At 57.2% G+C, this 26,473-nt stretch carries 22 protein-coding genes and 1 pseudogene; 16 read left to right on the top strand and 7 right to left on the bottom strand.

Translation table 11 applies throughout. The features are described from left to right. Positions 1-115 precede the first annotated feature (115 nt). The 4 genes and pseudogenes from D0851_RS07795 to atzF form a co-directional block, all read right to left on the bottom strand. Positions 116-385 (bottom strand): ComEA family DNA-binding protein, encoded by a 270-nt coding sequence (locus tag D0851_RS07795; protein ID WP_117618124.1) that lies wholly within the window; start codon positions 383-385, stop codon positions 116-118. Between the two features lie 445 nt (positions 386-830). Continuing rightward, positions 831-1,544 (bottom strand): GntR family transcriptional regulator, encoded by a 714-nt coding sequence (locus tag D0851_RS07790; protein WP_117618123.1) that lies wholly within the window; start codon positions 1,542-1,544, stop codon positions 831-833. Between the two features lie 212 nt (positions 1,545-1,756). Further along, positions 1,757-4,196 (bottom strand): annotated as a pseudogene (locus D0851_RS07780) (biotin carboxylase N-terminal domain-containing protein). 73 nt (positions 4,197-4,269) lie between these two features. Then, positions 4,270-6,114: an allophanate hydrolase gene (atzF, locus tag D0851_RS07775; protein ID WP_117618121.1), complete on the bottom strand. Its 1,845-nt coding sequence runs from the start codon at positions 6,112-6,114 to the stop codon at positions 4,270-4,272. Positions 6,115-6,472: 358 nt separating this feature from the next. On the opposite strand from atzF, the gene urtA reads away from it, so the two are divergent. From urtA to D0851_RS07700, 15 genes are all read left to right on the top strand, one after another. Continuing rightward, positions 6,473-7,780 carry an urea ABC transporter substrate-binding protein gene (gene urtA, locus D0851_RS07770; protein WP_117618120.1) on the top strand — a complete coding sequence of 436 codons (1,308 nt, stop codon included), beginning with the start codon at positions 6,473-6,475 and terminating at the stop codon, positions 7,778-7,780. A 95-nt stretch (positions 7,781-7,875) separates the two neighbouring features. Then, on the top strand, positions 7,876-9,483 hold the full coding sequence (urtB, locus tag D0851_RS07765; protein WP_117618119.1) for an urea ABC transporter permease subunit UrtB: 1,608 nt from the start codon (positions 7,876-7,878) through the stop codon (positions 9,481-9,483). A 3-nt stretch (positions 9,484-9,486) separates the two neighbouring features. Then, positions 9,487-10,611, top strand: a complete 1,125-nt coding sequence (gene urtC, locus D0851_RS07760) for an urea ABC transporter permease subunit UrtC (RefSeq protein ID WP_117618118.1) — start codon at positions 9,487-9,489, stop codon at positions 10,609-10,611. Continuing rightward, positions 10,608-11,432 (top strand): urea ABC transporter ATP-binding protein UrtD, encoded by an 825-nt coding sequence (gene urtD, locus D0851_RS07755; protein ID WP_117618117.1) that lies wholly within the window; start codon positions 10,608-10,610, stop codon positions 11,430-11,432. Before urtC ends, urtD begins: the two co-directional genes overlap by 4 nt. Further along, positions 11,432-12,130 carry an urea ABC transporter ATP-binding subunit UrtE gene (gene urtE, locus D0851_RS07750; protein ID WP_117618116.1) on the top strand — a complete coding sequence of 233 codons (699 nt, stop codon included), beginning with the start codon at positions 11,432-11,434 and terminating at the stop codon, positions 12,128-12,130. Before urtD ends, urtE begins: the two co-directional genes overlap by 1 nt. After that, a complete protein-coding gene (locus D0851_RS07745) occupies positions 12,127-13,023 on the top strand; it encodes an urease accessory protein UreD (protein WP_117618115.1) in 897 nt (298 codons plus the stop codon). Before urtE ends, D0851_RS07745 begins: the two co-directional genes overlap by 4 nt. A 172-nt stretch (positions 13,024-13,195) precedes the next feature. After that, complete coding sequence (gene ureA / locus D0851_RS07740; protein ID WP_070964506.1) at positions 13,196-13,498, top strand: urease subunit gamma; 303 nt, start codon at positions 13,196-13,198, stop codon at positions 13,496-13,498. A 10-nt stretch (positions 13,499-13,508) separates the two neighbouring features. After that, positions 13,509-13,826 (top strand): urease subunit beta, encoded by a 318-nt coding sequence (locus D0851_RS07735; protein WP_117618114.1) that lies wholly within the window; start codon positions 13,509-13,511, stop codon positions 13,824-13,826. Between the two features lie 148 nt (positions 13,827-13,974). Further along, positions 13,975-15,678 (top strand): urease subunit alpha, encoded by a 1,704-nt coding sequence (gene ureC, locus D0851_RS07730; protein WP_117618113.1) that lies wholly within the window; start codon positions 13,975-13,977, stop codon positions 15,676-15,678. Positions 15,679-15,700: 22 nt separating this feature from the next. Further along, positions 15,701-16,279 carry an urease accessory protein UreE gene (gene ureE / locus D0851_RS07725; protein ID WP_117618112.1) on the top strand — a complete coding sequence of 193 codons (579 nt, stop codon included), beginning with the start codon at positions 15,701-15,703 and terminating at the stop codon, positions 16,277-16,279. Beyond that, positions 16,245-16,964, top strand: coding sequence for an urease accessory protein UreF (locus D0851_RS07720; RefSeq protein ID WP_117618111.1), 720 nt, complete (start codon positions 16,245-16,247; stop codon positions 16,962-16,964). Before ureE ends, D0851_RS07720 begins: the two co-directional genes overlap by 35 nt. A 22-nt stretch (positions 16,965-16,986) precedes the next feature. After that, positions 16,987-17,625 (top strand): urease accessory protein UreG, encoded by a 639-nt coding sequence (gene ureG / locus D0851_RS07715; protein WP_117618110.1) that lies wholly within the window; start codon positions 16,987-16,989, stop codon positions 17,623-17,625. A 43-nt stretch (positions 17,626-17,668) separates the two neighbouring features. Beyond that, positions 17,669-18,244, top strand: coding sequence for a HupE/UreJ family protein (locus tag D0851_RS07710; protein ID WP_117618109.1), 576 nt, complete (start codon positions 17,669-17,671; stop codon positions 18,242-18,244). Between the two features lie 675 nt (positions 18,245-18,919). Next, positions 18,920-19,924 carry a DNA cytosine methyltransferase gene (locus D0851_RS07705; RefSeq protein ID WP_227539484.1) on the top strand — a complete coding sequence of 335 codons (1,005 nt, stop codon included), beginning with the start codon at positions 18,920-18,922 and terminating at the stop codon, positions 19,922-19,924. Positions 19,925-20,002: 78 nt separating this feature from the next. Then, positions 20,003-21,079, top strand: coding sequence for a restriction endonuclease (locus D0851_RS07700; RefSeq protein WP_227539523.1), 1,077 nt, complete (start codon positions 20,003-20,005; stop codon positions 21,077-21,079). Position 21,080: 1 nt separating this feature from the next. Here D0851_RS07700 and D0851_RS07695 read toward each other — a convergent pair whose 3' ends face one another. From D0851_RS07695 to D0851_RS07685, 3 genes are read right to left on the bottom strand one after another with little or no spacing between them, the layout of a single operon-like run. Beyond that, complete coding sequence (locus D0851_RS07695) at positions 21,081-21,503, bottom strand: very short patch repair endonuclease (protein ID WP_117618107.1); 423 nt, start codon at positions 21,501-21,503, stop codon at positions 21,081-21,083. Between the two features lie 2 nt (positions 21,504-21,505). Then, entirely contained in the window at positions 21,506-22,657 is a 1,152-nt protein-coding gene (locus tag D0851_RS07690; protein WP_117618106.1) for a response regulator, read from the bottom strand. A gap of 2 nt (positions 22,658-22,659) precedes the next feature. Next, positions 22,660-24,897, bottom strand: coding sequence for an ATP-binding protein (locus D0851_RS07685; RefSeq protein ID WP_117618105.1), 2,238 nt, complete (start codon positions 24,895-24,897; stop codon positions 22,660-22,662). Between the two features lie 826 nt (positions 24,898-25,723). On the opposite strand from D0851_RS07685, the gene D0851_RS07675 reads away from it, so the two are divergent. Further along, positions 25,724-26,386, top strand: a complete 663-nt coding sequence (locus D0851_RS07675) for a hypothetical protein (RefSeq protein ID WP_117618104.1) — start codon at positions 25,724-25,726, stop codon at positions 26,384-26,386. Positions 26,387-26,473: the final 87 nt, after the last annotated feature.

Below are 26,473 nucleotides of genomic sequence, written 5' to 3'. Positions count from 1 at the left end.
GTTATCCAGTAATAATAGGGTGGCGCGTGCGGTCTTGCCAGACGACTTTAGGGGCAGGATTGCAATGGCGGGGCAGAGTGGTCGGGCAGCGGCAGAAAACCCCTGCCCGAGGGGATTATTTGACGGTCAAACGCTCTGCGTTCTTTTCAACCGTGCGTTCGCCAATGCCTTTTACCTTGGCGAGGTCAGCGGTTACGGCGAAAGGGCCATTGGCTTCCCGGTAGGCAACGATGGCTTCGGCCTTGCCCTGGCCAACGCCGTTCAGGCTGGCGAGTGCGGCCACGTCTGCGGTGTTGATGTTGATGGTGGCTTCTTCCGCGTAAGCAAAGCCGGTAACAAGGCTGAACAGCAGAACGAGGGTGGCGAAAAGCGGTGTGCGTTTCATGGGTATGAGCTCCTGAGGCTAACTTGCGTTATTGGTGTTGTGCCAGGGAGCGAAGCAGCAGAAACGAAATGTAAGAAGAGAAGCAGAAATGTCCGGTAGGCAGAAAAGTGCACGGACGGGACCACGTTCCCTGTGACCCCCGATTCCGTGGCTGACCCCTGCCTGTTCCTTCAGGCGTGCGCATCATCCTGACTGAGCGCGTCTTCCTTGTGGTCATCCCTGCAAGCCCTGATCCCTCGGGCAACCCCTCATCCGTGGAGTTGTCATCCTTGAGCCAACATTCCTTGCTGGCTTGTCCTCCCTGACACTGACCATTCTACCGGGACTGGAATTTGTACCTATCGGAGAATCGCTCCGAAGATTGTGCGACATGTCTTACAGTTTTGTAAGCAAATATGGGGTCAGATGAAAATGGGGTCAGATGAACTTTCATCTGACCCCATTTTCATCTGACCCCAAGTTCAACGGGTTTCTGCCGGTGCGCCTCGGCCGCCTCCCGGATTCGCTCCATGGTGATTTCCCGAACCGCCTTCTGGCTGATGCGGATATGCCGGGTTAGCCGGTCCGCGGCCTCACTGGCCATGCCATTCCGCAAGGCCTCCAGAATCGAGGCGTGCTCGATATAAGTGGCATCCACCCGATCATCCCGGGTAAAGTCCAGCCGCCGGATAATCCGCAGCCGGTCGGTAATCTCCCGGTGAATCCGCGTCATCTCCCGGTTGCCGGCAGCGGCCACCAGATCACAATGAAAACTCTCATCCAAAGCCCGAACGGTACTGCCTACCGCCCGTTCGGAGGGGTGGTCCGGGTTCCAGATCGCGGTTAATGTCCGCAGCGCCGGCGGCTCCTCATCCAGGCCGCAGATCTTGTGCATGGCCGCCCGTTCCAGGGTAATCCGCAGGTCATACAGTTCCTCCACCTGCCGGAAATCAAACGGCTTCACCTGCCAGCCACTGCGAAACAACACTTCCACGTAGCCTTCCTGCTGCAACCGGTAAAGCGCCTCCCGAACCGGGGTCCGGCTGGCATCCAGGCGCGTTCCCACATCGCCCTCGCTGAATTTGTCACCGGGGATCAGGCGGAACTCAAAGATGTCGTCCTTCAGGGCTTGGTAAACCCTGTCTGCCATGGACTCTTTTCTTTTGGTGTTAGTTGCCATTTTCTTTCCCTTATTTGCGGGAGGCTTCTGTTTTTGGTGTTCGTCGCTGGGCCGGATGGTGGGGTGCGGGTTTCAAAAGACGCCGTGAACCCATCCATGGGGGCTTGATCGCAGCATCCCTGCTGCTCACACTTTTGAAACCCGCACCCCACCACCGGCTGTACTCCAGAACAAGAGGCCAGAGAGGCAAAACTCCGAGGCCCCTATTAAGCCTAGATCTTGATGCTCAACAAAGGCTCCCCGGGAGTCACGGCCTTGCCGGGCTGCACGTGCATGGCACTGATCTCCCCGGCAAGGGTCGCATTCACCTCGAACTCCATTTTCATCGCCTCGACAATCATCAGCGGATCACCTTCAGCCACCGTATCCCCGGGTTTGACCAGACACTTCCAGATATTACCGGCAATCTCCGCACTCACCAGCTCGCCGAATTTCTCCAGGCCGGAGAGATCCGCTTTCGGCGGCGCTTTGGCCAGTCTATCCAGTTCGTCGGTTTCGTTGTCCTTCCAGCGGGCGATTTCTTTAGCGTAGGCCGCCTGCTGCATCTTCCGGAAGTCGGCGATGGAACCGGCGTTGGCGTCGAGGAAGGCCTGGTGGGATTTCAGGTCGAAGGTTTCTTCCTCGATTTTCACCGTCAGCTGGCCGGCGCGGAACTGGTCTCGCATTTCGTCCAGCTCGGCTTCGGTAACCGGGTAGTAGCACACCTGGTCAAAGAACCTCAGCAGCCAGGGGGTGCCCAGGTAAACGTCGCCAAGGCCGAGCACCAGGTATCGGGCCGAAAACAGAATGTCGCGGACGGCCTCGCGGCTCGGCAGGCCATTGATGCGTTGCATGAAGTCGACGTTGTTGGGCAGCCAGGGTGCGGTATCGCGCACGGACTGGCGGTATTTGTCCACCGCTTCGAGAGTCGCGCTGTCTTCGAAGGCCATGGGCAGGTGGATAACCCGGCTGCGGACTTTCAGTTCGTCTGTGGGCGGCAGGGTGGCTTCCAGGTCCAGCAGGTATTCCATCAGCGCATGCTGCGGCAGGATACGAGCGTCGTACTTCAGCTGCAGGGAGCGCACACCGGGGGAGAGTTCCAGCAGGCCGGCCGGCTGCACGTCGGCGATGGCTTCCATCAGGGCGTGGATGCGCAGGCGGAAGCCCAGGTCCATCACGTTGGGGCCGTATTCCAGCAGGATGTACTGGTCGCCGGCCTGGCGGTAGGTGACTTCCGGGCGGCCGTCGGTTTCTTCCAGGTGGGCAAGGATGGTGGCGGAAAGGCCGTTCAGCGGTGCCAGGTCTGGCTTGGCCAGATCCACCGCCGGCGGCGCCATCAGACTCTTGAGCGCCAGTTCCTGGCGTTCGGAGAGTTTCACGGCGGTGTCGTTTTCTATTGAGACAAAACGGATAGTATCGCCGGGTTTTACCTGGCCGACTTTCCACAGCTCCGCCTTGGCGATGGTCACCGGGCACACAAAGCCGCCCAGGCTGGGGCCGTCCTTGGTCAGGATCACGGGCATGTCGCCGGTAAAGTTGATGGAGCCGATGGCGTATTCGCAGTCGTGGATGTTGGAGGGGTGCAGGCCCGCTTCGCCGCCGTCGGCGCGGGTGAACTCCGGCTTGGGACCGTTCAGGCGGATGCCCAGACGGTTGGAGTTGTAGTGCACCTCCCAGTCCTGCTCGAAGAACTTCTCGATGGACGCTTCGGTGAAGAAATCCGGGGCGCCGTGGGGGCCATAGAGCACGCCGATTTCCCAGTGGTCCGGGTAGTCCGGGATCAGGTCCGGGTCCGCCGGGGCCGCCGGGGCCGCCGGGGCCGGGTCGTGTGTGGGTGCGGTGGTGGTGCAGGCGGGCAGGTTGACCTGGCCGGCTTTCACGGTGATGGGTTTCCAGAACTCCACCGGCTTGTTGTCCAGGGTGGCACTCATCCCGGTCGGCGTCGTAGATGTATTCCACGGTGCCAGCGGAGCGGTAATTCACCGACTGGCCGAGGGCGACGGCGGCATCCAGCATCTTCTGGCGGGTGGCCGCCGGCAGGTTCGGGGCCGGGGTTTCCTCCACCACTTTCTGGTTGCGGCGCTGCAGGGAACAATCCCGTTCGCCCAGGGCAACCACATTGCCTTCGCCATCCCCGAATATCTGGACTTCCACATGGCGGGCCCGGGCGATGAAGCGCTCCAGGAACACGCCGCTGTCGTTGAAGAAGCTCTGGCCCTGGCGGCGCACGGTTTCAAAGGCATCCCGCAGTTCGCTCTCGCTGTTGCAGCGGGTCAGGCCGATGCCGCCACCGCCGGCGGTTTCCGCCAGTTCCCGGGCCCGGTGCTTCAGGCCGAATTCACGCATCTGGTCCGGGGTGGGGCCGACAAAGGCAATGCCGTCGGCCTCGCAGGCCTCCGCGAAGTCGGCATTCTCGGAGAGAAAACCATAACCCGGAATAATTGCTTCAGCGCCGGTGTGCTTGGCGGCCGACAGAATCTGGGCCTTGTCCAGATAGGTTTCACTGGCGCCGTTGCCGGTCAGGGCAACCGATTCATCGGCCAGGGTCACGTGCAGGCTGTGGCGGTCCTGATGGGAATAGACGGCAACACTGCCAACACCCATGACCTTGAAGGTGCAAATGGTGCGGACCGCGATTTCGCCTCGGTTGGCGATCAGTACTTTGGTAAACATAGAGGTTTCTCCCCTTGTGAACGTGGGGTCAGATGAAAACGGGGTCAGATGAAATGTTCATCTGACCCCGTTTTCATCTGACCCCATTTTCAGCCGTCACAAACGCGCGCCAGCCGCCGAATTCGGTGACATCCGGGGCGCCGTCGAAGCCGTAGCCTTCACAGATAAAGCCGTTCACCCAGCGGCCATCGGCCAGTTCCACATTGCCGATGCCCAGCGGTGCCGGGATCAGATCCACAAAGGAGCCGAAGGCCGAGGCGGGCATTTCCCAGACTTCCACGATGATTTCCTCGCCTTTTCCGTCACCCCCGCCAGCGGGCACCCGCTTCAGTCCGGGCTTGGGCGGGGTGGTGTTGGGCAGGGCGTACAGCCGGTAGTTGGCGGAGGTGGTGGTTTGCTCCAGAAGTACCGAGAAGCGCTCGGTCAGTTGGGTGTTCAGGGGCATGCCGCTGAGGTGAGCGCCGACTACGGCCACCTGCACGGTGGGGGTGGAAATGGCGGCGCCGGGCGTTTCTTCGGGGCGGTCTTTATCGGTGGCGCCCAGAGTTGTGGGGTGGGCATTCAGCCACTGGCAGGCCAGGCGTTGCAGTTCGGTGTCTTTCCAGGCGCCTGAAATAAGCGTGACGCCGAAGGGCAGGCCGTCGTCGCGGAAGCCGGCGGGAATGGCCAGGGCACTCATGTCCGCCAGGTTCACGAAATTGGTGTAGGTGCCCAACTGGCTGTTCAGGGTGACCGGGTCTGCGTTCACCGCCTCAATGGTGGGCGCCGTGGGGGCGGTGGGCACCAGCAGGGCGTCCACATCGGCCAGCAGTTCATCAATCTGGCGTTCCAGCTCTTCTTTCCGGTATTGGGCCTTGAAAGTATCCGTGGCGCTGAACTTGCCGGCGTTACTGATGATGTCTTTGACCACCGGGTTCATGTCATCGGCGTGGCTGGCCATGAACGCTTCCACGGCGGCGTGGCGCTCGGCCACCCAGGGGCCCTCATAGAGCAGCGCCGCCAGTTCTAGCATGGGGCTGAAATCCATGGGAACCAGCTCCACATCCAGCCCGCGCCACCGGCTGATGGCGGTATTCCAGGCCGCTTCGGCCTGCTGGTCACCGAACCATTCGGGATGCTCCGGAATGGCCAGTTTCCTGATGGGCCCGGGCCGGCGAAGGGCGGGTCCGTCCAGGGGCAGGGCGTAAGGTGCCTTGCGGGAGAAAGCATCACCGGCGTCAAAACCGGCCATGGCATCAGCCACCAGCCCGGCATCGTTCACCGTGAGTGTAAAAATGGATACGCAATCCAGGGATCGACAGGCCGGCACTACACCGCGAATGCTGAACAGGCCCTTGGTCGGCTTCAGACCTACCAGATTGTTCAGCCCCGCAGGGACCCGGCCGGAGCCTGCGGTGTCGGTGCCCAGCGCAAACGGCACCAGGCCGCGAGCCACCACCGAGGCGGAGCCGGAGCTGGAACCGCCGCTCACTACTTCCGGTTTGAAGCTGTTTGGCACTGCGCCATAGGGAGAGCGGGTGCCCACCAATCCGGTCGCGAACTGGTCCAGGTTGGTCTTGCCGATCACCACCGCGCCGGCGGCCTTCAGGCGGGCAATGGTGCTGGCGTCGTCTTCCGGGTTGTAGGCAAAGGCGGGGCACGCGGCCGTCGTCTCAAAGCCCCTGGCATCGATATTGTCTTTCGCGGCGAACGGAACGCCATAAAGCGGCAGTGCGTTCTTGTCGCCACCGGCGGCTTCCAGGGTCTGTTCCAGTTCCGTCAGGGCCGTGGCCAGGCCGTTGCCATCCAGCAGGGAAATCCAGGCGACATCCGTGGTATCCAGCCCGGTCAGCAGCTCACCCAGCAGTGAGGCCGGCGTAGCGCCTTCGCTATAGGCGTTCTGCCAGTCCTTTATGGTCCATCCGAGAGTTGCAGGCATTGGTCGTCCTCATGTGCGTTATCAACTTGTATACATGTGGAATGGCAATGCCTGTGCCATTTGCGGGAATTTCTTGATAATCCAATAAAAACAGATGGTTAGTATTTATTGGCTGGAAAGAGCTCAACCCATGCCCGCCCAACGGCGGTGCGGGCGCACCAAAACTGAACTGGAAAACAGGGTTTGGAGGGTGGCCGAAGAATACCTGGCGGCGCTATTGCGACTTGTATACTAGATAACTGATTGTTTTAGATGGATACGCAGGGAATGTGGAACAGCAGATGCAAAGGCCGTGGTGCGTTTCAAGGCGAACTGCACCCTCGAACTCAAGACCCAACTAAAGAAAAGGACGCACAACATGAGCCTCAAAAAACACGTGAAACTGGGCCTCTCCGCACTCGCACTTTCCATTTCCTTTAATTCCGTGGCGGCGGACGATCCCATCAAGGTGGGCATTCTGCACTCGCTCTCCGGCACCATGGCGATCAGTGAAACCGTTCTGAAAGACACCGTTGAAATGCTGATCGAGCAACAGAACGCCAAGGGCGGTGTGCTTGGTCGCCAGCTCGAAGCCGTTGTGGTGGACCCTGCCTCCAACTGGCCGCTGTTCGCTGAAAAAGCCCGCGAACTGCTGGCCCAGGAAAAAGTCGATGTGATCTTCGGTAACTGGACCTCGGTGTCCCGTAAATCCGTACTGCCGGTGGTGGAAGAGCTGAACGGCCTTCTGTTCTACCCGGTTCAGTATGAGGGAGAGGAATCCTCCGAAAACGTCTTCTACACCGGCGCTGCGCCCAACCAGCAGGCGATTCCTGCGGTGAACTACCTGATGAACGAAATCGGCGTGGAGCGCTGGGTACTGGCGGGCACCGATTACGTCTACCCGCGTACCACCAACAAGATCCTTGAAACCTACCTGATGGATATGGGGGTGGCCAAGGAAGACATCATGATCAACTACACGCCCTTCGGTCACTCCGACTGGCAGAACATTGTGTCTGACATCAAACGCTTCGGTTCCGCCGGCAAGAAGACCGCCGTGGTTTCCACCATCAACGGCGACGCCAACGTGCCCTTCTACCGTGAGCTGGGCAACCAGGGCATCTCTGCCTCCGACATCCCGGTAGTCGCCTTCTCCGTGGGTGAGCAGGAGCTTTCCGGTATCGACACCGCGCCGCTGGTGGGCCACCTGGCCGCCTGGAACTATTTCATGAGCGTGGACAGCGACGCCAACTACGACTTTATCGACGCCTGGGTGGAATACACCGGCAAGGAAAATGCCGTTACCAACGACCCGATGGAAGCCCACTACATCGGCTTCAATATGTACATCGAAGCGGTCAAGAAAGCCGGCACCACCGACGTGGACGCGGTGAAAGACGCCATCATCGGCGTGACCGTGCCCAACCTCACCGGCGGTTACGCCGCCATGATGCCCAACCACCACATCACCAAGCCGGTGCTGATTGGCGAGATCCAGGACAACGGCCAGTTCTCCGTGGTCTGGGAAACCCCGTCTACCGTGGCCGGCGATGCCTGGTCTGACTACCTGCCGGGTTCACGGGACCTGATCGCCGACTGGCGCAAGCCGATGTTCTGCGGAACCTTCAACACCGCAACCGGCACTTGTGGCGCGTCTGCCGGCGAAATGGCGGCTGAAGCCGAGTAAGGCAGAACCGGTATGGCACCAGGGGCAATCGGGGGTGACTAAGCTGCCCCCCGGTTGTTGGCCCGCAACTCGCTTTCAACAGACAGGACACACTCATGGGCATCTTCCGATCGCTCACATTGCTGCTTTTTGCCCTGGTTGCCGTTATCACCCCGTTGTCGCTGCCCGCAGCGGCACAGGATAACGACCCCGGCAGAGACCTGCTAATCAACCTTGCCGAGGTGCCAGCCAGCAAGGTGGAAGAGGCGGTTAACGCCATCGTCAGCAGCGGTGACGAAAGAGCCAGGGGCTGGCTCGAAGCCTACGGAAACAACCGCCTGAGCCGGGTAAAAGACACAGGCGAGGTGGTACTGGTATTGAACAACCGGGGCCGGGACTGGGAAATCGCCAACCCGCTGACCGGAGAGAACATGGGCGAAATGTCCCGCCGTGAGCTGGACAGAGTCGCTATCAACAACCGAATTCGGGGCCAGCTTGAAGGCATACTCGCCATGCTGGACCTGAATGCCCCGGACCCGGACGTGCGTGAAGCCTCCGCACAGGAGATGATGGGCAAAGTGGATGCCTCACTGGTCGAGCCCCTGGAAGCGCGGCTGGAGCTGGAAGAGAACGCCAGCGTACGCAACCGAATTGAAGAAGCCGTGGCCATCTACCGGGTGGGCGAGGGCAATCTGGAGGCCGTGGAAGTGCTTGCCGGCAGCCTGCACCCGCGCGCTCGCGCAGCCCTGAACGAAGCCGTCCGCAGTGATAACGAGGCGCTGGCTGCCAGGGCCACCAAAGCACTGGACAGCATCGAACAGAAACTCAAACTGAACCGCGCCGCCGAGACCCTGTATTTCGGCCTGTCCCTCGGCTCGGTTCTGGTTCTGGCCGCCATCGGCCTGGCCATCACCTTCGGCGTGATGGGCGTGATCAACATGGCCCACGGTGAACTGATCATGCTGGGTGCCTACACCACCTGGGGCATGCAGCAACTCTTTCCCGGCCAGCCCGGCCTGGCACTGATCCTCTCGATTCCCGCCGGCTTCGTGGTGGCTGCCACCGCCGGCATCATCATCGAGCGCAGCGTCATCCAGTACCTGAAGGGGCGCCCCCTGGAAACCCTGCTGGCCACCTTCGGCATCAGCCTGATCCTGCAGCAGCTGGTGCGCACCGTGATCTCCCCCCAGAACCGCACCGTGGTCACTCCGGACTGGATGAGCGGTTCCCTGGTGATCAACGATGCACTCTCGCTGACCCTCAACCGCCTGTACGTACTGGCGTTTGCGCTGATTGTCTTCGCGGCACTGATGCTGATCATGCGCAAGACCCGCCTGGGCCTGGAAGTGCGCGCCGTTACCCAGAACCGCGCCATGGCCCGCTCCATGGGCATCCGGGCCACCCGGGTAGACATCATGACCTTTGCCCTGGGCTCCGGCGTTGCCGGCCTGGCCGGGGTGGCGCTGTCCCAGCTCACCAACGTGGGCCCGAACCTGGGCCAGAACTACATCATCGATTCCTTCATGGTCGTGGTGTTCGGCGGCGTCGGTAACCTCTGGGGCACGCTCATTGCCGGGCTCTCCCTGGGCACCATCAACCAGTTGCTTGAACCCTGGGCCGGTGCCGTACTCGCCAAGATCATTGTGCTGGTGTTCATCATCCTGTTTATCCAGAAACGCCCCCGCGGACTGTTCCCGCAAAAGGGCCGTGCAGCAGAAGGCTAAGGTATGTGGCTGACTAGACCTCTACGAGAGCGATCCACGCAAGTGTTTCTTGGGGTGCTGTTTGCGGCCCTGGTGTTAGTGACCCTCCTCCACCTGTTCATGCCCCAGGACAGCGCCCTGCACGTGAGCGCCTACACGGTGACGCTGCTGGGCAAATACCTGTGCTACGCCCTGCTGGCGGTGGCGGTGGACCTGGTGTGGGGTTACCTCGGTATCCTCAGCCTGGGCCACGGCGCCTTCTTTGCCCTCGGTGGCTACGCCATGGGCATGTACCTGATGCGCCAGATTGGCGACCGCGGCGTCTATGGCGACCCGATCCTGCCGGACTTCATGGTGTTCCTGAACTGGCAGGAGCTGCCCTGGTTCTGGCAGGGTTTCGACATGGCCTGGTTTGCCTTCCTCATGGTGCTGCTGGCCCCGGGCCTGCTGGCACTGGTGTTCGGCTTCCTGGCCTTCCGCTCACGGGTAACCGGGGTGTACCTCTCCATCATCACCCAGGCGCTCACCTTCGCTCTGATGCTGGCCTTCTTCCGCAACGAGATGGGCTTTGGCGGCAACAACGGCCTGACCGACTTCAAGGACATTCTCGGCTTCAACCTGCGCACGGACGCCACCCGCCTCGGGCTGTTCATCGCCACCGGCATCGCCCTGGCCATTGGCTACGTGATCTGCCGGGGTATTGTTACCAGCAAGCTGGGCCGGGTGAGTGTGGCCTGCCGGGATGCCGAAGCCCGCACACGTTTCCTGGGCTACCGGGTGGAACGGGTCCAACTGTTCGTATTCGTGGTGTCCGCCATGCTGGCGGGCGTGGCCGGTGCGCTGTACGTGCCGCAAGTGGGTATTATCAACCCCAGCGAATTCTCGCCGCTGTTCTCCATCGAGATTGTGGTGTGGGTGGCTTTGGGCGGACGGGCTACACTCTATGGAGCCGTGATCGGCGCCATTCTGGTGAACTACGCCAAGACCGTATTCACCGGCGTAATGCCAGATGCCTGGCTATTCGCCCTGGGTGGTCTGTTCGTGCTGGTCACCGTGTTCCTGCCCAAAGGCATCGCCGGCTTGCTGTTCCGCAAAAAGAAAGCCGATGACAGCAGCAACACCCCCGCCGCGCAGGAGGCCACGGTATGAGCATTATTCAGGAACTGACCGACCGGGAACACGTCTTCGAATTCCTCACCCAGGTGAAGTCACCGGTGGACGTGCGCCACGGCCCCATCCTGTACCTGGAAGACGTAAACGTGAGCTTTGATGGCTTCAAGGCCATCAACAACCTCAACCTCACCATCGACGACGGCGAGCTGCGCTGCATCATCGGCCCCAATGGCGCGGGCAAGACCACCATGATGGACATCATCACGGGGAAAACCCGCCCGGACACCGGCTCGGTGTGGTTCGGCAGCCGCCACAACCTGCTCACCATGAACGAGCCGGACATCGCCTCCCTCGGCATCGGCCGCAAGTTCCAGAAACCCACGGTATTTGAAGCCCTCACCGTGTTCGAAAACCTGGAGCTGGCTATGGCGACGGACAAGCGGGTATTCCCCACACTGACCGCTGTGATGAAAGCCGAATACCGGGATCGCATCGGCGAAGTGCTGGAGATGATCGGCCTGGAGGCGCTGCGTGACAGGCTCGCCGGCATCCTCTCCCATGGCCAGAAGCAGTGGCTGGAAATCGGCATGCTGCTGATGCAGAAGCCGCGCCTGCTGCTGGTGGACGAACCCGTAGCCGGCATGACCGAACAGGAAATGGAACGCACCGCCGAACTGCTCACCAGCCTCGCCGGCAAGCAGTCGGTTGTGGTGGTGGAGCACGACATGGGCTTCGTGCGCTCCATCGCCCGCAAGGTCACCGTGCTGCACCAGGGCAGCGTGCTGGCGGAAGGTTCCATGGATCAGGTCTCCAACGACCCGGAAGTGGTCAAGGTGTATCTCGGGGAGGAGGCGTAATGCTCAAGATCGAAAAGCTGAACCAGTACTACGGCGAGAGCCATACCCTCTGGGATCTGGATCTGGACGTGCCCCAGGGCCAGTGCACCTGCGTGATGGGCCGCAACGGCGTGGGCAAGACCACGCTGATGAAATGCATCATGGGGGAGGAAACCACCAAGAGCGGCCGCATTGAATTTGCTGGCGACGTGGAACTCACCAAAAAGAAAGTCGAAGACCGTTCTCGCCTTGGCATCGGCTACGTGCCCCAGGGCCGCCAAATCTTCCCGCTGCTGACCGTGGAAGAAAACCTCCGCACCGGCCTGGCCGTGCGCAAGGATGGCAGCAAGAAAATCCCCGAGCGGGTGTACGAGCTTTTCCCCGTACTGAAAGAAATGAGCAACCGCCGCGGCGGCGACCTCTCCGGCGGCCAGCAACAGCAACTGGCCATTGGCCGTGCCCTGGTGATCGAGCCGCGCCTGTTGATCCTGGACGAACCGGGCGAAGGCATCCAGCCCAACATCGTGGCCCAGATCGGCGAGGTTATCCGCAAGCTCATCAAGGAAGACGGCCTGACCGTGCTGCTGGTGGAACAGAAGCTTCCGTTCGCCCGCAAATACGCCGACCGCTTTGCCATCCTCGATCGCGGCCGCCGGGTGGCGGAAGACGAGATTGCCGGCCTGACCGATGAACTCATCAAGAAGCACCTGACGGTATGACGGTCTTTCAGCAAATCGAAGCCGCGAACGACTCCGGCCACCGCTTCGACGAAGGTCGGCGCTGGGCGGCGTCCATCTCGCTGGGCTTCGACGCCCGCCCGGATGGCGACACCACCGCCACCCGCATGACCCACGTGCGTCATAACGGCCCGCTGAGAGTCCAACGTCCGTTCTACCCGGAAGGCCGCAACGGCTGCTGCCACGTGTACCTGCTGCACCCACCGGGCGGACTGGTCAGCGGCGATGCCCTGAGCATAGAAGCCCGGGTCGGCGAGGGCGCTCACACCCTGCTCACCACCCCGGCCGCCGCCAAACTCTACAAGGCCGACAGCCACGGCGTCGCCTGGGCCCAGCACACCAGTCTGAAAGTGGAGAAGGGCGGAACCCTCGAGTACCTGCCCCAGGAAACCCTGGCCTTCGACGGCTCCCGGGGTGAACAGAGCACCACCATCGAACTGGCAGCCGGCGCTAAATGCATCGGCTGGGAAATCCTCGCCCTCGGCCGCCCGGCCAGCAAACTGCCGTTCATCTCCGGCCACCTGGAGCAGAAATTCCGCCTGCTGATGGATGGCCGCCCCCTGTGGCTGGAACGCCAGCCCATGGACCCGAACCACCCCAGATTCAAAGGCCACTGGGGCCAGGGTGGCGCCACGGTGCAGGCCACCCTCTGGATAGTTGGCCTGGACGACGAAGCCGGTGCCATCGAGGCAATACGCGAGCAATTATCCGAATCAAAAAACTGGGCCGTGACCAAGCGACGGGGAGTGGTGTTGCTGCGGTATCTGGGAAACGAAAGAAACGAAGCCTGGGGCATTTGTCAGCAAGCCTGGGAAGTGGTCCGGCCAATGCTGACTGGTCAATCTGCGGTGGTGCCCCGGATATGGCTGACCTGAATTTTTGTGCGGGAACAGGGCGGGGCAAACCGTCCGGGGCACGCTGTGAATACGTCCGTGTACGCTTGACGAAAACATCCGTGTTTTCGACATCCCCGGACGGTTTGCCCCGCCCTGTTCAGGAAATTATCAAGATAGCGCCGATGAACTCCATAGAAAGCGGAGAACAACAATGGAATTAACGCCCAGAGACAAAGACAAACTGCTGCTGTTCACCGCAGCACTGCTGGCCGAACGCCGCAAAGCCAAGGGCCTGAAACTCAACTACCCCGAAGCCGTGGCCCTGATCAGCGCCGAAATCATGGAAGGCGCCCGGGAAGGCCGCACCGTAGCCGAACTCATGACCGCCGGCACCGAGATTCTAACGCGTGACGACGTGATGGACGGCATCGCCGAAATGGTCGACGAAGTGCAAGTGGAAGCTACGTTCCCAGATGGAACGAAACTCGTCACCGTTCACAACCCCATCGTGTAAGGAGCGCGCCATGATCCCCGGTGAATACCAGCTCAAAGACGGCGACATCGAACTCTGCGAAGGCCGCGAACGCATCACCATCGAAGTGGCCAACACCGGCGACCGCCCGGTCCAGATCGGCTCCCACTACCACTTCGCCGAAGCCAACCCGGCGCTGGATTTCGACCGAGCCAAGGCGAGGGGGTACCGATTAGACGTAGCCGCCGGCACCGCGATCCGCTTCGAACCCGGCCAAAGCCGGGAAGTGACGTTAATCCCGTTTGCGGGTAGCCGAGAAATCTACGGTTTCCGAGCCGAAGTCATGGGAAATCTCGACTCCACGAAATGATCAGCAGGGCCGGTCGGGTAATCCCTTCCGGGAATGTGCGGAGCCATGGATGGCGGAGCCCAAGCGCCACATGGATGTGCCGCCAGGAGCGTTTCCCGGAAGGGATTGCCCGACTGGCCCAGGCACCCAAGTTAAAACGAGGGACAAGATGAAGATAACAAGACAAGCCTACGCCGACATGTACGGCCCAACCACCGGCGACCGCGTCAGACTCGGCGACACCGACCTGTGGGTCGAAGTGGAAAGCGACAGCACCCACTACGGCGACGAAGTAAAATTCGGCGGCGGCAAAGTCATCCGGGACGGCATGGGCCAGAGCCAGCGCGCCGACGACAGCGTGATGGACACCGTCATCACCAACGCCCTGATTCTCGATTGGTGGGGCATCGTCAAAGCCGACGTCGGCATCCAGAAAGGCAGAATCGCCGCCATCGGCAAAGCCGGCAACCCAGACATCCAGCCAGACGTAACCATCGTCATTGGCCCCGGCACCGAAATTATCGCCGGTGAAGGCAAAATCCTCACCGCCGGCGGCATTGACGCCCACATCCACTTCATCTGCCCCCAGCAGATCGAAGAAGCCCTGATGAGCGGCATCACCACCATGCTCGGCGGCGGTACGGGCCCGGCTACGGGCACCAACGCCACCACCTGCACACCGGGCCCGTGGCACATTGGCAAGATGCTCCAGGCGGTGGATTCCCTGCCCATGAACATCGGCTTTCTGGGTAAGGGCAACGCCTCCCTGCCGGAATCCCTGGAACTGCAAATCCAGGCCGGCGCCATGGGCCTGAAGCTCCATGAAGACTGGGGCACCACCCCGGCCAGCATCGACAACTGCCTCACCGTGGCGGACAAATACGACGTACAGGTGGCGATCCACACCGACACCCTGAACGAATCCGGCTTTGTGGAAGACACCCTGGCCGCGTTCAAGGAGCGCTGCATCCACACCTACCACACCGAAGGCGCCGGCGGCGGCCACGCACCAGACATCATCACCGCCTGTTCCAAGTCTTACGTGCTGCCGTCGTCCACCAACCCGACACGGCCCTATACCGTGAACACCATCGACGAACACCTCGACATGCTGATGGTGTGCCACCACCTGGACCCCAACATCCCGGAAGACGTGGCCTTCGCCGACTCCCGCATCCGCCGCGAGACCATCGCCGCCGAGGACATCCTGCACGACATGGGCGTGATCTCCATGATTGCCTCCGATTCCCAGGCCATGGGCCGGGTGGGCGAAGTGGTGTGCCGCACCTGGCAGACCGCCCACAAGATGAAACAGCAGCGCGGCCTGCTGCCGGAAGATGAAGACCTGGGCGCCGACAACCTGCGCGCCAAACGCTACATCGCCAAGTACACCATCAACCCGGCCATCACCCACGGCATTGCCCATGAAGTGGGTTCCGTGGAAGTGGGCAAGCTGGCGGACCTGGTGCTCTGGAGCCCGGCGTTCTTCGGTGTGAAGCCCGCCACCATCCTGAAGGGCGGCATGATTGCCGCCGCCCCCATGGGCGACCCGAACGCCTCGATTCCAACGCCCCAGCCCGTGCATTACCGCCCCATGTTCGGCGCCTTCGGCAAGGCCGCCAGTGCCACCCGCCTGAGCTTTGTGAGCCAGGCCGCCATTGATGCCGGTATTGGCAAAGAGCTTGGCCTCGACAGCCCATTATCCGTCTGCAAGGGCGTGCGTGACGTGCGCAAGGGCGACATGAAACTGAACGACGCGTACCCGCACATCACCGTGGACCCGCAAACCTACGAAGTGCATGCCGATGGCGAACTGCTCACCTGTGAGCCCGCCACTGAGCTGCCCCTGGCCCAGCGCTATCATCTGTTCTGAGCCAGGGAAAAGAGGACATTTTATGTTGGAACTGATTGAACGCATCGGCGACGTGAAATCCACCGGGATCGACACCAGCGAAATCCTGGACAACCTGATCCTGCCCTACGAGCTGCGCATTCGCGGCCGGCTTCGGGCCACCACCGAAACCAACGTGGACGTGGGCCTGTTCCTGGATCGCGGCCCGGTATTGCGGGACGGCGACCTGCTGCAGGCCCGAACCGGCGAGATCGTGCGCATCCGCGCCGCCGCAGAGCAGGTAGTGACCGCCCGCATCGAATCCGGCCAGCCGCTGGCCCGCCTGTGTTACCACCTGGGCAACCGCCACGTTTCCCTCCAGATTGGCTCCGGCGGTGCCATCGGCGAAGACGAGCTTGGTAGTTGGGTGCGCTTCCCGCCGGATCACGTGCTGGAAGAGCTGGCCGAACGCCTGGGCGCCACCGTGGTGCACCACACCGCCCCGTTTGATCCGGAACCCGGTGCCTATTCCCAGGCCGGGCATTCTCATGGTCACAGTCACGGCAACAGCCACAGTCATTCACACGATCACGACCACGGGCACAGCCATGGCCACAGCCACAGTAAGAAACACACCCACTGAGGCCGCCACCCCGCAGGTGGACGACCTGGCCCTGCTGGGCCTGATGCAACTGGTCAGCCCCGCACTGCCCATCGGCGCCTTCGCCTGGTCCCAGGGCCTGGAAAGCGCCTTTGAACTGGGCTGGGTGAACAACGAGGCCGAACTGGCCCAGTGGGTTGAAGGCGTGCTGGAAGACGGCCTCAGCCGCTGCGAGCTGCCCCTGCTGGTGCGTTTGCAGACCGCCTGGGCCGAAGGCGATGCGATTACCCTGGCAAAGTGGAACGATTGGCTGCACGCCACCCGGGAAACCGCCGAACTGAGCGACGAAGACTCTCGCCTCGGCGGCGCTCTCGTTACTCTTTTGCGCAACCTGGAGCTGCTGCCCGAGCCACACCTGATTCCGGAAGAGCCCGGCTACATCACCATGTTCGCCTGGGCAGCCCACAAGCGGTTTGTGCCTGTGCGACAAACGCTACTCGGTTTTGCCTGGGCATGGCTGGAAAACCAGCTTGCCGTGGCCTGCAAGGCACTGCCCCTGGGCCACACCGCCGCCCAGCGCATTATCGAACGGCTGCGGCCGCAGCTGGCGGTGGCGGTAGACATCGCCCTGGAACGAAACGATCACGAACTCGGGCCCATCCTGCCGGGACTGGCGCTCGGAAGTGCCCTACATGAAACCCAGTATTCACGGCTTTTCAGAAGCTGAATAACAATTGAGGAGATCTGCCATGACACATTGTCTGAGAGTTGGCGTCGGTGGCCCGGTTGGTTCCGGTAAAACCGCCCTGTTGCGCCAGTTGTGCAAAGCCCTGCGGGACCACTACGACATCGCCGTGGTGACCAACGACATCTACACCCGGGAAGACGCCGACTTCCTCCTGCGCCACGAAGCCCTGGCCGCAGACCGAATCCTCGGCGTGGAAACCGGCGGTTGCCCCCATACCGCTATCCGCGAAGACGCCTCCATGAACCTGGCGGCCATCGACGACCTCCAGCGCCGCCATCCGGACCTGGAACTGGTACTGGTGGAATCCGGCGGCGACAACCTCTCCGCCACCTTCAGCCCGGAACTGAGCGACCTCACCCTATACGTGATCGACGTTTCCGCAGGCGACAAGATCCCCCGCAAAGGCGGCCCCGGCATCACCAAATCCGACCTGCTGATCATCAACAAGATCGACATCGCCGAACAGGTGCACGCCTCCCTCGATGTGATGGAACGGGACAGCAAGAAAATGCGCGGCGAACGCCCCTTCGTGTTCACCAACCTGTACGACGGGGTAGGGCTGGAGACGATCATCAGCTTCATTCTGGAGCGGGGGATGCTGCCGGAGCGGCGCCCTGAAAAACTGGCGGAAACCGCCTGAGCCAACCGACTTCGAACGACTTGAGAACCATCAGGAGAAAACCATGAAACTCACAGCCAAACTCCTCACCGCTGCCGCGCTGCTGACTGCCTCCGCCACTGCCATGGCCCATTCCGGCCACGCCGAAGGCGGCTTCACCAGCGGCCTGCTGCACCCCATGCTGGGCCTGGACCACCTGCTGGCCATGGCCGCCATCGGCTTCTGGAGTGTGCGCCAGAGCAAGCACATGAAAAACGCCACCCCCGCCTTCGTGATCGGCGGCATGATTCTTGGCGCCGCCCTCGCCTGGGGCGGCCTGAGCCTGCCGGGCGTGGAAACAGGGATTACCTTCTCCGTACTGGTCGCGGGCATCCTGATTGCCACACTGGCAAAACTGCCGACGGCTGTGGGTGGCACTCTGGTTGGTGCGTTTATGCTGTTTCACGGTTTTGCGCATGGTGCTGAAATGCCCGCAGGTGCGACACTTGCCGCTTACTTGGCTGGTTTTTCAATCGCTACGCTCGGCATCACCCTTATTGGGCGTGGGCTGGGTAGCGTGATGCTGAAGGCGGATAGCCGGTTTAGCCGTGGTGTTGGTGGTGTGTTCGCGATTGCTGGGGCATTCCTGGCAGCTGCTTGATACGCACTTAGAAACTACCAAAAAACAGGAAAGCTGCTTGAGAAACCGAGCGGCTTTTTAATTAGCCATTTCAAAAGTAAATCTGACCCTTTTTCGGCAGAACCGGTAGATGTTCGCAGTGCCTGTTGTGGAAGAAGATCTTCGCAATGCGAAGCAGTGCCGAAGGACTGCAGCAATTGAATTCCCGAGCGGGTTTTTATGAGCTGTTCCATGTATTGAAGGAAATGCGGCCCCGCAGGGCGGCAACCTCTCGGGTGGCCAGCAACAGCAGTTAGACATTTGAAGAACGCTTGTGATCGAGCCTCAGCGACTAATTATGGATAGACTCGGGGAGGGGCCAGACAAATATTGTTGCGCAGATTGGGGAGGTGATTCTCCGCCTCATCGAAGAAGGCAGGCTTACGGTGTTGCTGGTTGCATAAAAGTTGTCGTTTGCAATGAAGCTGGGGGATCGGTTTGCGAATTTGGAGTTGATCAAGCAGCGTCTCTCGGTGTAATCAACTAACGCCCATCATTAGATCCGTATTGGTTTCATTTCCTTGGAGAAAATCTCCACAGCGACTATTCAGAGCACGCTACTCGCTGGCGGTAATACTGGTACAAGCCAGAATTACCTAATTTATCCACAAATGAGACGAAGCAGTTGGTAACCTGGTAGTATTGCGGGCAAATTCGATGGCAGGTAAAAAACGACACATGCTCACTTTTGCTGATCTTTTCTGTGGAGGAGGCTTTGGGGCTAGAGGCGCTGTGGCCGCAGGTGCCCAGCCAATCCTGGCGGTGGATGCTTGGGAGATTGCCACGGAAACATACAAAAGCAACTTCCCCACTGCAAAGGTTCTCTGCTCACCAATTGAAGATATTGCTCCTCAGGAACTTGCAGCGAACTATCGTCCTGATGTTCTGCTTACCTCTCCCGAGTGTACATCCCATTCGATTGCACGCGGCGCCAAACCCGGATGTGAGCAGAGCAAAGAAACTGCCATCGGGATCATCCCCTGGATTGATGCAATGAAGTCTCGCTGGTTGATAGTTGAGAACGTTAACCGTATGAAGAAATGGGGGCGCCACAAAGAACTGATAAGTGCTATTCAGTCCCATGGCTATCAGGTAAACGATCTGGTTCTAAATGCTGCAGACTTCGGTGTGCCTCAATCACGGAAACGCATGTTTTTGGTATGTGATCGAGAGGGCTCGATAATTTCCCGAGAAGACCTATTAGCGATGCACAAACGGCCCGTCCGGTCCGCCCGATCGATAGTCGATTGGTCAGGTACCTACAAAAGCCGTCCCCTCTATACTGAGAAGAGAGCTCAAGCCACGATTGTTAGGGCTGAGCGCGCTATCAAAGAGTTGGGTCCCGGCAAAGACTTCATCATTGTGTATTACGGTTCGGACTATGCTGGAGGGTGGCAATCATTGGATGCTCCTCTGCGGACTGTAACAACTCTCGATCGGTTTGGTTTGGTCACTTGGCAAGGTGGAGTTCCTTATTTAAGAATGCTGCAGCCGCCCGAGTTGCTAAAAGCTATGGGTGCTGGCTCTAAGCACGAACTCCCCCATGGCAGTCGAAGGGACAAGATCAAATTGTGCGGTAACGGCGTCTGCTCTCCCGTAATGGAGATCATTTTCAGGAAAATTGCACAGATTGAAGATGAAGAGCTTGGGCTGGCTTCCTGAATGAGCTTGTCTGATACAGACTTAATCGTCGACCATGTTTATGGCGGCTCACGCAAGGGAAACGCCTAAGACGACCCTCTGCCGCAGCTGCTTGGTGTCGATAGTGGCGCGGGTTTCCGCCACCTGGGAAAGCGGCCTAGTATTGATACCCTTAAATTACTAGCATTGATAACTAACTTTAATGATCCTGACTGGCCGGATCATTTGGATACGGAAAGTGGGCTGTTCACCTACTACGGCGACAACAAGACAGCCCGCGGGATACACGATACCCTCAGACAGGGAAACCAGATTCTTCGGAATCTATTCGATGCCCGTCATTCTCCGGTCTCCCTTGATCACTTCCCTGTTGTCCTGCTTTTTGGTGGCTCCGGACAGTATCGGGATATGCGTTTCCTAGGGCTTGCTGTGCCAGGAGCCCAGAATCTTGGGCCAGATGACGATTTGGTGGCGATTTGGCGATCGAAGGGGCCTGATAACTTCAGATTTCAGAACTACAAGTCGATATTCACGATACTCGATGTGCCCGTCATCAGCCGTAAATGGCTGAACGACGTAAAAGCCGGAAACGCCGTATCGTCCAGTCATGCTCCAAGACTCTGGCTTGAATGGGTGTCTGGACGGCGATATTCACCCCTGTATGCACCGCACAGTATCGACATTCGAAACAAAGAACAGCAACTCCCCAAGACTGCTGAGGACTACAATATCCTCTCGCTACTCCATGAAAAATATCAGGATAACCCGATTGGGTTCGAAGCTGCTGCAGTGGAGATTTCGAGGCTTTTTATGCCGGATATCGGCCACTGTGAGATAACACGCCCATGGCGTGACGGCGGTAGGGATGCAGTTGGTGCGTATAGAATAGGATTGGGTAGGAGCGCAATTGAGGTTGAGTTCGCGCTGGAAGCAAAATGTTATGCACCAAATGGGAAGGGTGTCGGGGTACGAGAGCTATCCAGGCTGCTGTCACGCCTGAGGCACAGACAGTTCGGTGTTCTTGTAACGACTTCCTATCTTGCGACTCAGGCCTACAGGGAGTTGAAAGAGGATCAGCATCCCGTAGTCATTATCTCTGGGATAGACATTGTTACCACTCTGAAGAAACGCGTAGGGTCGCTAGACCAGATCAAGCGATGGCTCGAAAGTCTTTGAATCACTGATTATTCTTCTGTTCATTCAGGACTTGAACCACCCGGCCAACACTCTCTTCCAAAGAAGACTTAAGTTCATGCTCCCATATTCGGATTACCCGCCACCCCTGCGACCTAAGGATTTGGTTGTTTTTTTGATCTCTTTTGACATTGGCATCAATTTTATTCTGCCAGAATCTGGCTCTGGTTTTAGGTGCCGTAAAGTGATCAGGGCATTTGTGCCAGAAACAACCGTCGACAAAAACAACGACCTTATAAGTCGTGAATAATAGATCTGGATTTCCCGGAAGCTTGCTCTTGAGGCGATATCGATAGCCACAATGCCATAACGCTCTACGTAGAATTATTTCTGGTTTTGTGTTCCTTCCTTTAATTTGGGACATGCAATAGGAGCGTTGTTTAGCTGTCAAAATATCAGAGCGCATGACTAGTCCGTCACGAACGATTGTTCGACCTTTTCCCAGACATACTCTTTTTTGTAATCGGGCGTACCAATTCGACCATAATAATTAGAAAAAAGTTGCATATATTCCTCTCGGTAGGGGTTGTCTAGAGAGCATACAACTTCATATTTTTCTGAATCGGAATTTGGCAAATGAACCAAATCCTGAAAATCTACAACACAATCGGGTAAGAAAAATGTGCCAGGAAGGAACCTGTACCGGGCCTTGTACCTGTTATTTACAAGATTCTTTACGCGGTTTTTTGCCGCGCTTACGCGAGCTTCGCTTTTTCTACCTTTTTGGGCTGCAGGGAGCTCTTTAAATGTTTTTGCCTCGGCTTGCCAATCCTTATAAAGATGGTGCTCTGGTAAGGCATAAATTCTTGCTAAAAGTACGTTTTCTGCATTATCTTGTTCAAAGTCGCAGGCCGGAGTAAGAACCATCCATAATGTTCCATCTTTCTTTTTCTTAAATATATCTGCAGGATTGCAGGTATCTCCTCGATGTGGATATAAATACATCTCTAGGGGGGTGATATGATCGAGATCCGAACCGAGTAAGCTTTTAACGCTTGTCTGAGAAAGATTGTTAGCCAAGTTTCGGGCTGCAAGAAGCGCGATATCTTTAGAAATATTATCAACAGGCAAATTTTTGAGAGGCTCTTCAAGGCAGTCCCAGATATAAGCCCTGCTCTGTTCTTCAATGTGCCGAGTTAGGAGCGGTAAACCAGTCTCAAGAATAGCTGAAACAGCAGTACGCACCTCCGCTGGGGGCGCACCTTTGTCGACGACTTTCACGACGTGACTCTCAAGATGCTTAACTTTAGAAGGGAAACCAGTATAAAAAATAACAGGAACAAAACGAATAGATTTAAGAGAATCCAGCAGTTCCTCTCCGCGCTGATCTTCTTTCTCAAAATTTTCGGACGGATCAGGATCATGCCTATCTTCATGTACGTCCAAAAAGATCAAGTCAAACCTATGACTTCCAATCAACGAGAGTCCTTCATCGAAAGAAGTCACAGAAGTAAACTCAAAATCTTGGCCGTTCATCCTGCTGGATAGTATCCTCTCAAGATCTTTATGCATATCTGCATCGTCATCTACGGAAAGAACTCTCCAATTCGGCATCGTCATCATTAAACCCTTTTATTAATAATTATACGGAATGCAGTACCACCAGAACTCCCAGTATCCAATAGTTCAACGGTTCCGTTATAGTAATCATGAACAATTTCTCCAACCAAACATAAGCCTAGCCCGTGGCCGTCTGGTTTTCGGGAAAAATAAGGCTCGAATATCAAATCCTTGTATTTCTGATCTATACCTGGGCCAGTATCAGAAAAAATGATTTCCAATGAGCTGTCCTTTCTGCGCTCGATCATCACATGAATACGTCGGGATTCTTTAGGGACAGACTTCAGCCAGTAAATGCTGTTCGTTATTAGATTGGTAAATATCTCCGAAAGTTCTGTGGTGTCGATGCTTACCAATGTTTGCGTGGATGGAATGTCAGCAATTATAGAAGCATCATCAAATTCTTTTGAATATAAAGAGAAGATTTCATTTACAAGGTCTTCGATATAATATTTTTTTGGCCTGCCACGTTTGCGGCCGCCGAATGGCTCCGCTCTGCGGAAGACATCTCTAAGAATAGACGATTGACTTACTATCTTGAAAAAACTCTTCTCAAGCTCTTTTAATTGAGCAGATTCAGGTATTTCTGAGACAAGATCTTCAGCAATCTCCTGTCCTAAACCTGCCTCGGTTTGGATTTTTGCTAAAGGTTGACGTCCATCGTGGAGGATCTTATCAACGATACCGCCGAGGGTGGCTAGAGCGTGATACTGGGACAATACGCCTTGTAGCTTTTTGATCTGCTTCTTCCAGTCATCTTCGGCTTTATTTATTAGTTTTAATGTGGACTCTTTATTTATATCGTCTCCGCTTACAGCTTTGGCTAGCTCACTAAAGTCAGGAGAATCGAAAAGCCCTTTTTGTTCACCATTATTTTTTTCGTTCGGTTTTTTTCGTTTGAACGAATACCTAAGATTTTCGGTCTCGTTCAAAATAAACTTCATTATATCTTGGAGGTCGAAATATGCCTGATTGTTGTCGAGACCCTCCCGATTGCTGCGGTCATGGAGCTGTGGGTTTTTATCCGCCGTTATAGCAATGTAACCTGTTATTTGGTTGTTAGACAGTCTTTTTGTAGGGGACTGCACGCGCCTTAGGTCAAGTCTGAGCCAGTCATTGTCCGGTTCTCCATATGGAAGTACTCGAAATCCATCTCTATAGATATTTATTCCTGCTATCGCATTTAAATCTTTTCTGATACTCCTGACGCCGCCACCCACTTTTTGGTCTACGTTCTCTAACTCGTCCCGGTCCCATATACGGAGCTCAAAGTCGAAAGGGCCACATTCAACAGACCTCTCTTTCTGGTTCTCGATGGTAAGCTCAAATTCTTGGCTAGATGTATGTAGCATCCACTCTCCTCTTGAGAAGGTTTTATAGAGGAACCCGGAAAAATTGTGATCTTTACCTTCCTCCTGGATACGTACAGAAAATGAATACTCACCGGAGCCCTTTATTTTTCCTTGGACAATGTAATGAGGATAATTAATTATCTCAGGCGGTGAAATCCGTGAGCTAAATTCGCTGTGCTCTTCTGGCAACTCCATAAATATATTGAAGTCGCTTTCTGAGTAAAATGGTGAAAGAAGCCTAGATAGACCCCGCTGCAAGTTCTCTAGATCGCTCTTTTCCCAGGTATGTTTCAATCTGTTCATTGTTAAAATTGTTCCATGATATGGAACTTCATAGGCTTCGTCAGCGAAATTCTCCAATCGCCAACCAGGAACTATGGCATTAGCTTCTTGCTCATCTGCTAGAAAGAGAATATCGTCTAAAAAGAGGTCGTCATTTTCGAACTGTGTCCAGTCGAAAACAGCATATGACTCAGTTGTAGGTTGGTCTGCTGTTCTGGTAACTAATTCAAGCTCTTGTGCAATTCTCGCTGTGGCAAACCTACCAATCCCTTTTTCACCTAAAACTCGTCTTTTTCCGCTTTTGCTTATCTTATTGTTTTTTTTGGTGGAAGTCGCAATCACCATCCAAGAATTACGGATGGTTTTCATATCCATTCCGTGTCCGTCGTCCATTACTCTAATGAATCCTCTTCCCTCCATCAGGCCCTCTGAAAAGGATATAAGGACGTTCTGAGCGTCTGCATCGTATGCGTTTTTGACGAGTTCAATTAGCGCCACAGTCTCACTGCTGATCAATTCTTCACCCAAGGTCTTCAGAATGCGTGCTTTTGGGCGAAGGGAAACCGCACCATCATCCTCAGATGACATTTGTTCTTGGTCTGTCACTACGTTTCATCCTGTCTCAGCGGCATCGGAGATCGGTAATTCGGTTGGCTGTATATCGAAATATCGAATTAGAGCCCGAACTATCGATAGAGCTTGTTTTCAAATAAGAAGCATGGCCTAGTACCTGTGCTTGGAAGTTTTCGTCCACTCATCGCTTTGTCAGCAACAGGCGTGATTTTGCCCTTATCTGGTTGAACGTTACTATAGCGTGTATTGATTAGCAGCCCTGGTCTACAGTCAGTCTGGTTTACTTTCCTTTGAAAAATCAACAGCGTTTTAGTGCCGCTATGTGTACTTCCTACTCTACTACTGACAGTCATGCGCATGAAAGCAATGAGGCTATCGGAAAACCGGGACAGATCGATTTTTTCGTCTTCGCTGATGGCCCAGCGCTAAAGTAAGTCCCTAACAACCTCCAGCGTGCTTTGGTTAAGATCGGCGTTCAGCGCAGAAAGGATTCCGTGTTTCAACAGCGAGGAGGAGTTAATGCCAAGGCAGGCCGGGGTGATTGTGCCCGGTCCTCCAGACAAATCGGAGCCCGAAGTGAGAAAACCCAGTTGTTACAGTTGCCGAAAAAAGTTTGAGCCATCTGAGCTCCGGGTCTCTTACTCGAAAAACTACTGTGAGCGCTGTGGTGTTGGGCTGTTTGGTGCGGATTATTTCAGCTTCAACGCTAAGCCCGCCCCAACTATCCGGAAGAACCTGGCTGTCCATTTCGCAGTGCTTCTTTTCGGGGTTGCTGGCTTGTTGTTATGGCTTTTGACTGGCCGGTCGTGACCGCTCAGAATCGGGACAGGCCTATTTTCTGAAAGCGTTCGACATAACCATGCACAGCAGCAGCCTGCGAGGCAGCGATTTCAAAATCACCCAGGATGGCGAGGCCATTCCGCACTCGGACTTGTTTTCGTCGTTTCAGGATACGGATCGCCTTGGCATCGTTGTCCCTCGTCGGTTTGAGGGCATTGGTGCAATGACCCTCATCATGGCCTACGTCACCGCGTTCTATGACCGCTATCGCGAGCGGGGGCCAGAGTTCTATGCCTACCCGGATTTCTTTACGTTTCAGCGAGAGGGCCCCTGTGCCGACTATGGCATGTTCGACATCTGGCCAAACCACAAGAATGTCCACGTTCCACACGACGCGCAGCAGACCACCGAAGCCATTACCGGGCGGGGCGTGAACGTTTTACTGGTTCCCGACAACGACGCGCGGGAGGTTGCGATCTCACCGGTTGAACGGGAAAGCGCCAGGCGCAATGTCCAGCGCTGCTTTGCCTACTCCGGGTCCGGTACTGCGGCGTCGTCCGATCTTGTCATCGAGTGCCGGAGTGAGCTGCTCCGGGATTATGCATTGTCCGTTCTCGACTCCCTGGCTGCCGACGAATCGATGCTGGAACAGCGCAGGCAATGGGAGGCGCGACTGGCCAGCGACACGTTGCGCCAAACGTTTCGCAAGTTGGACCTTGATGATGCTTTGCGGAGGATCTGACTTGAACAGTGGCCGACGGTTTTCGGAAAACCGGGGCAGACCTATTTTGGATGGGGTTAAGGGCATAGAATTGGCGAATGGTATCGA

The sequence above is a fragment of the Marinobacter sp. Arc7-DN-1 genome, from assembly GCF_003441595.1.
Lineage (GTDB): Bacteria > Pseudomonadota > Gammaproteobacteria > Pseudomonadales > Oleiphilaceae > Marinobacter > Marinobacter metalliresistant.
This window is presented reverse-complemented; position numbering and strand designations above follow the sequence as displayed.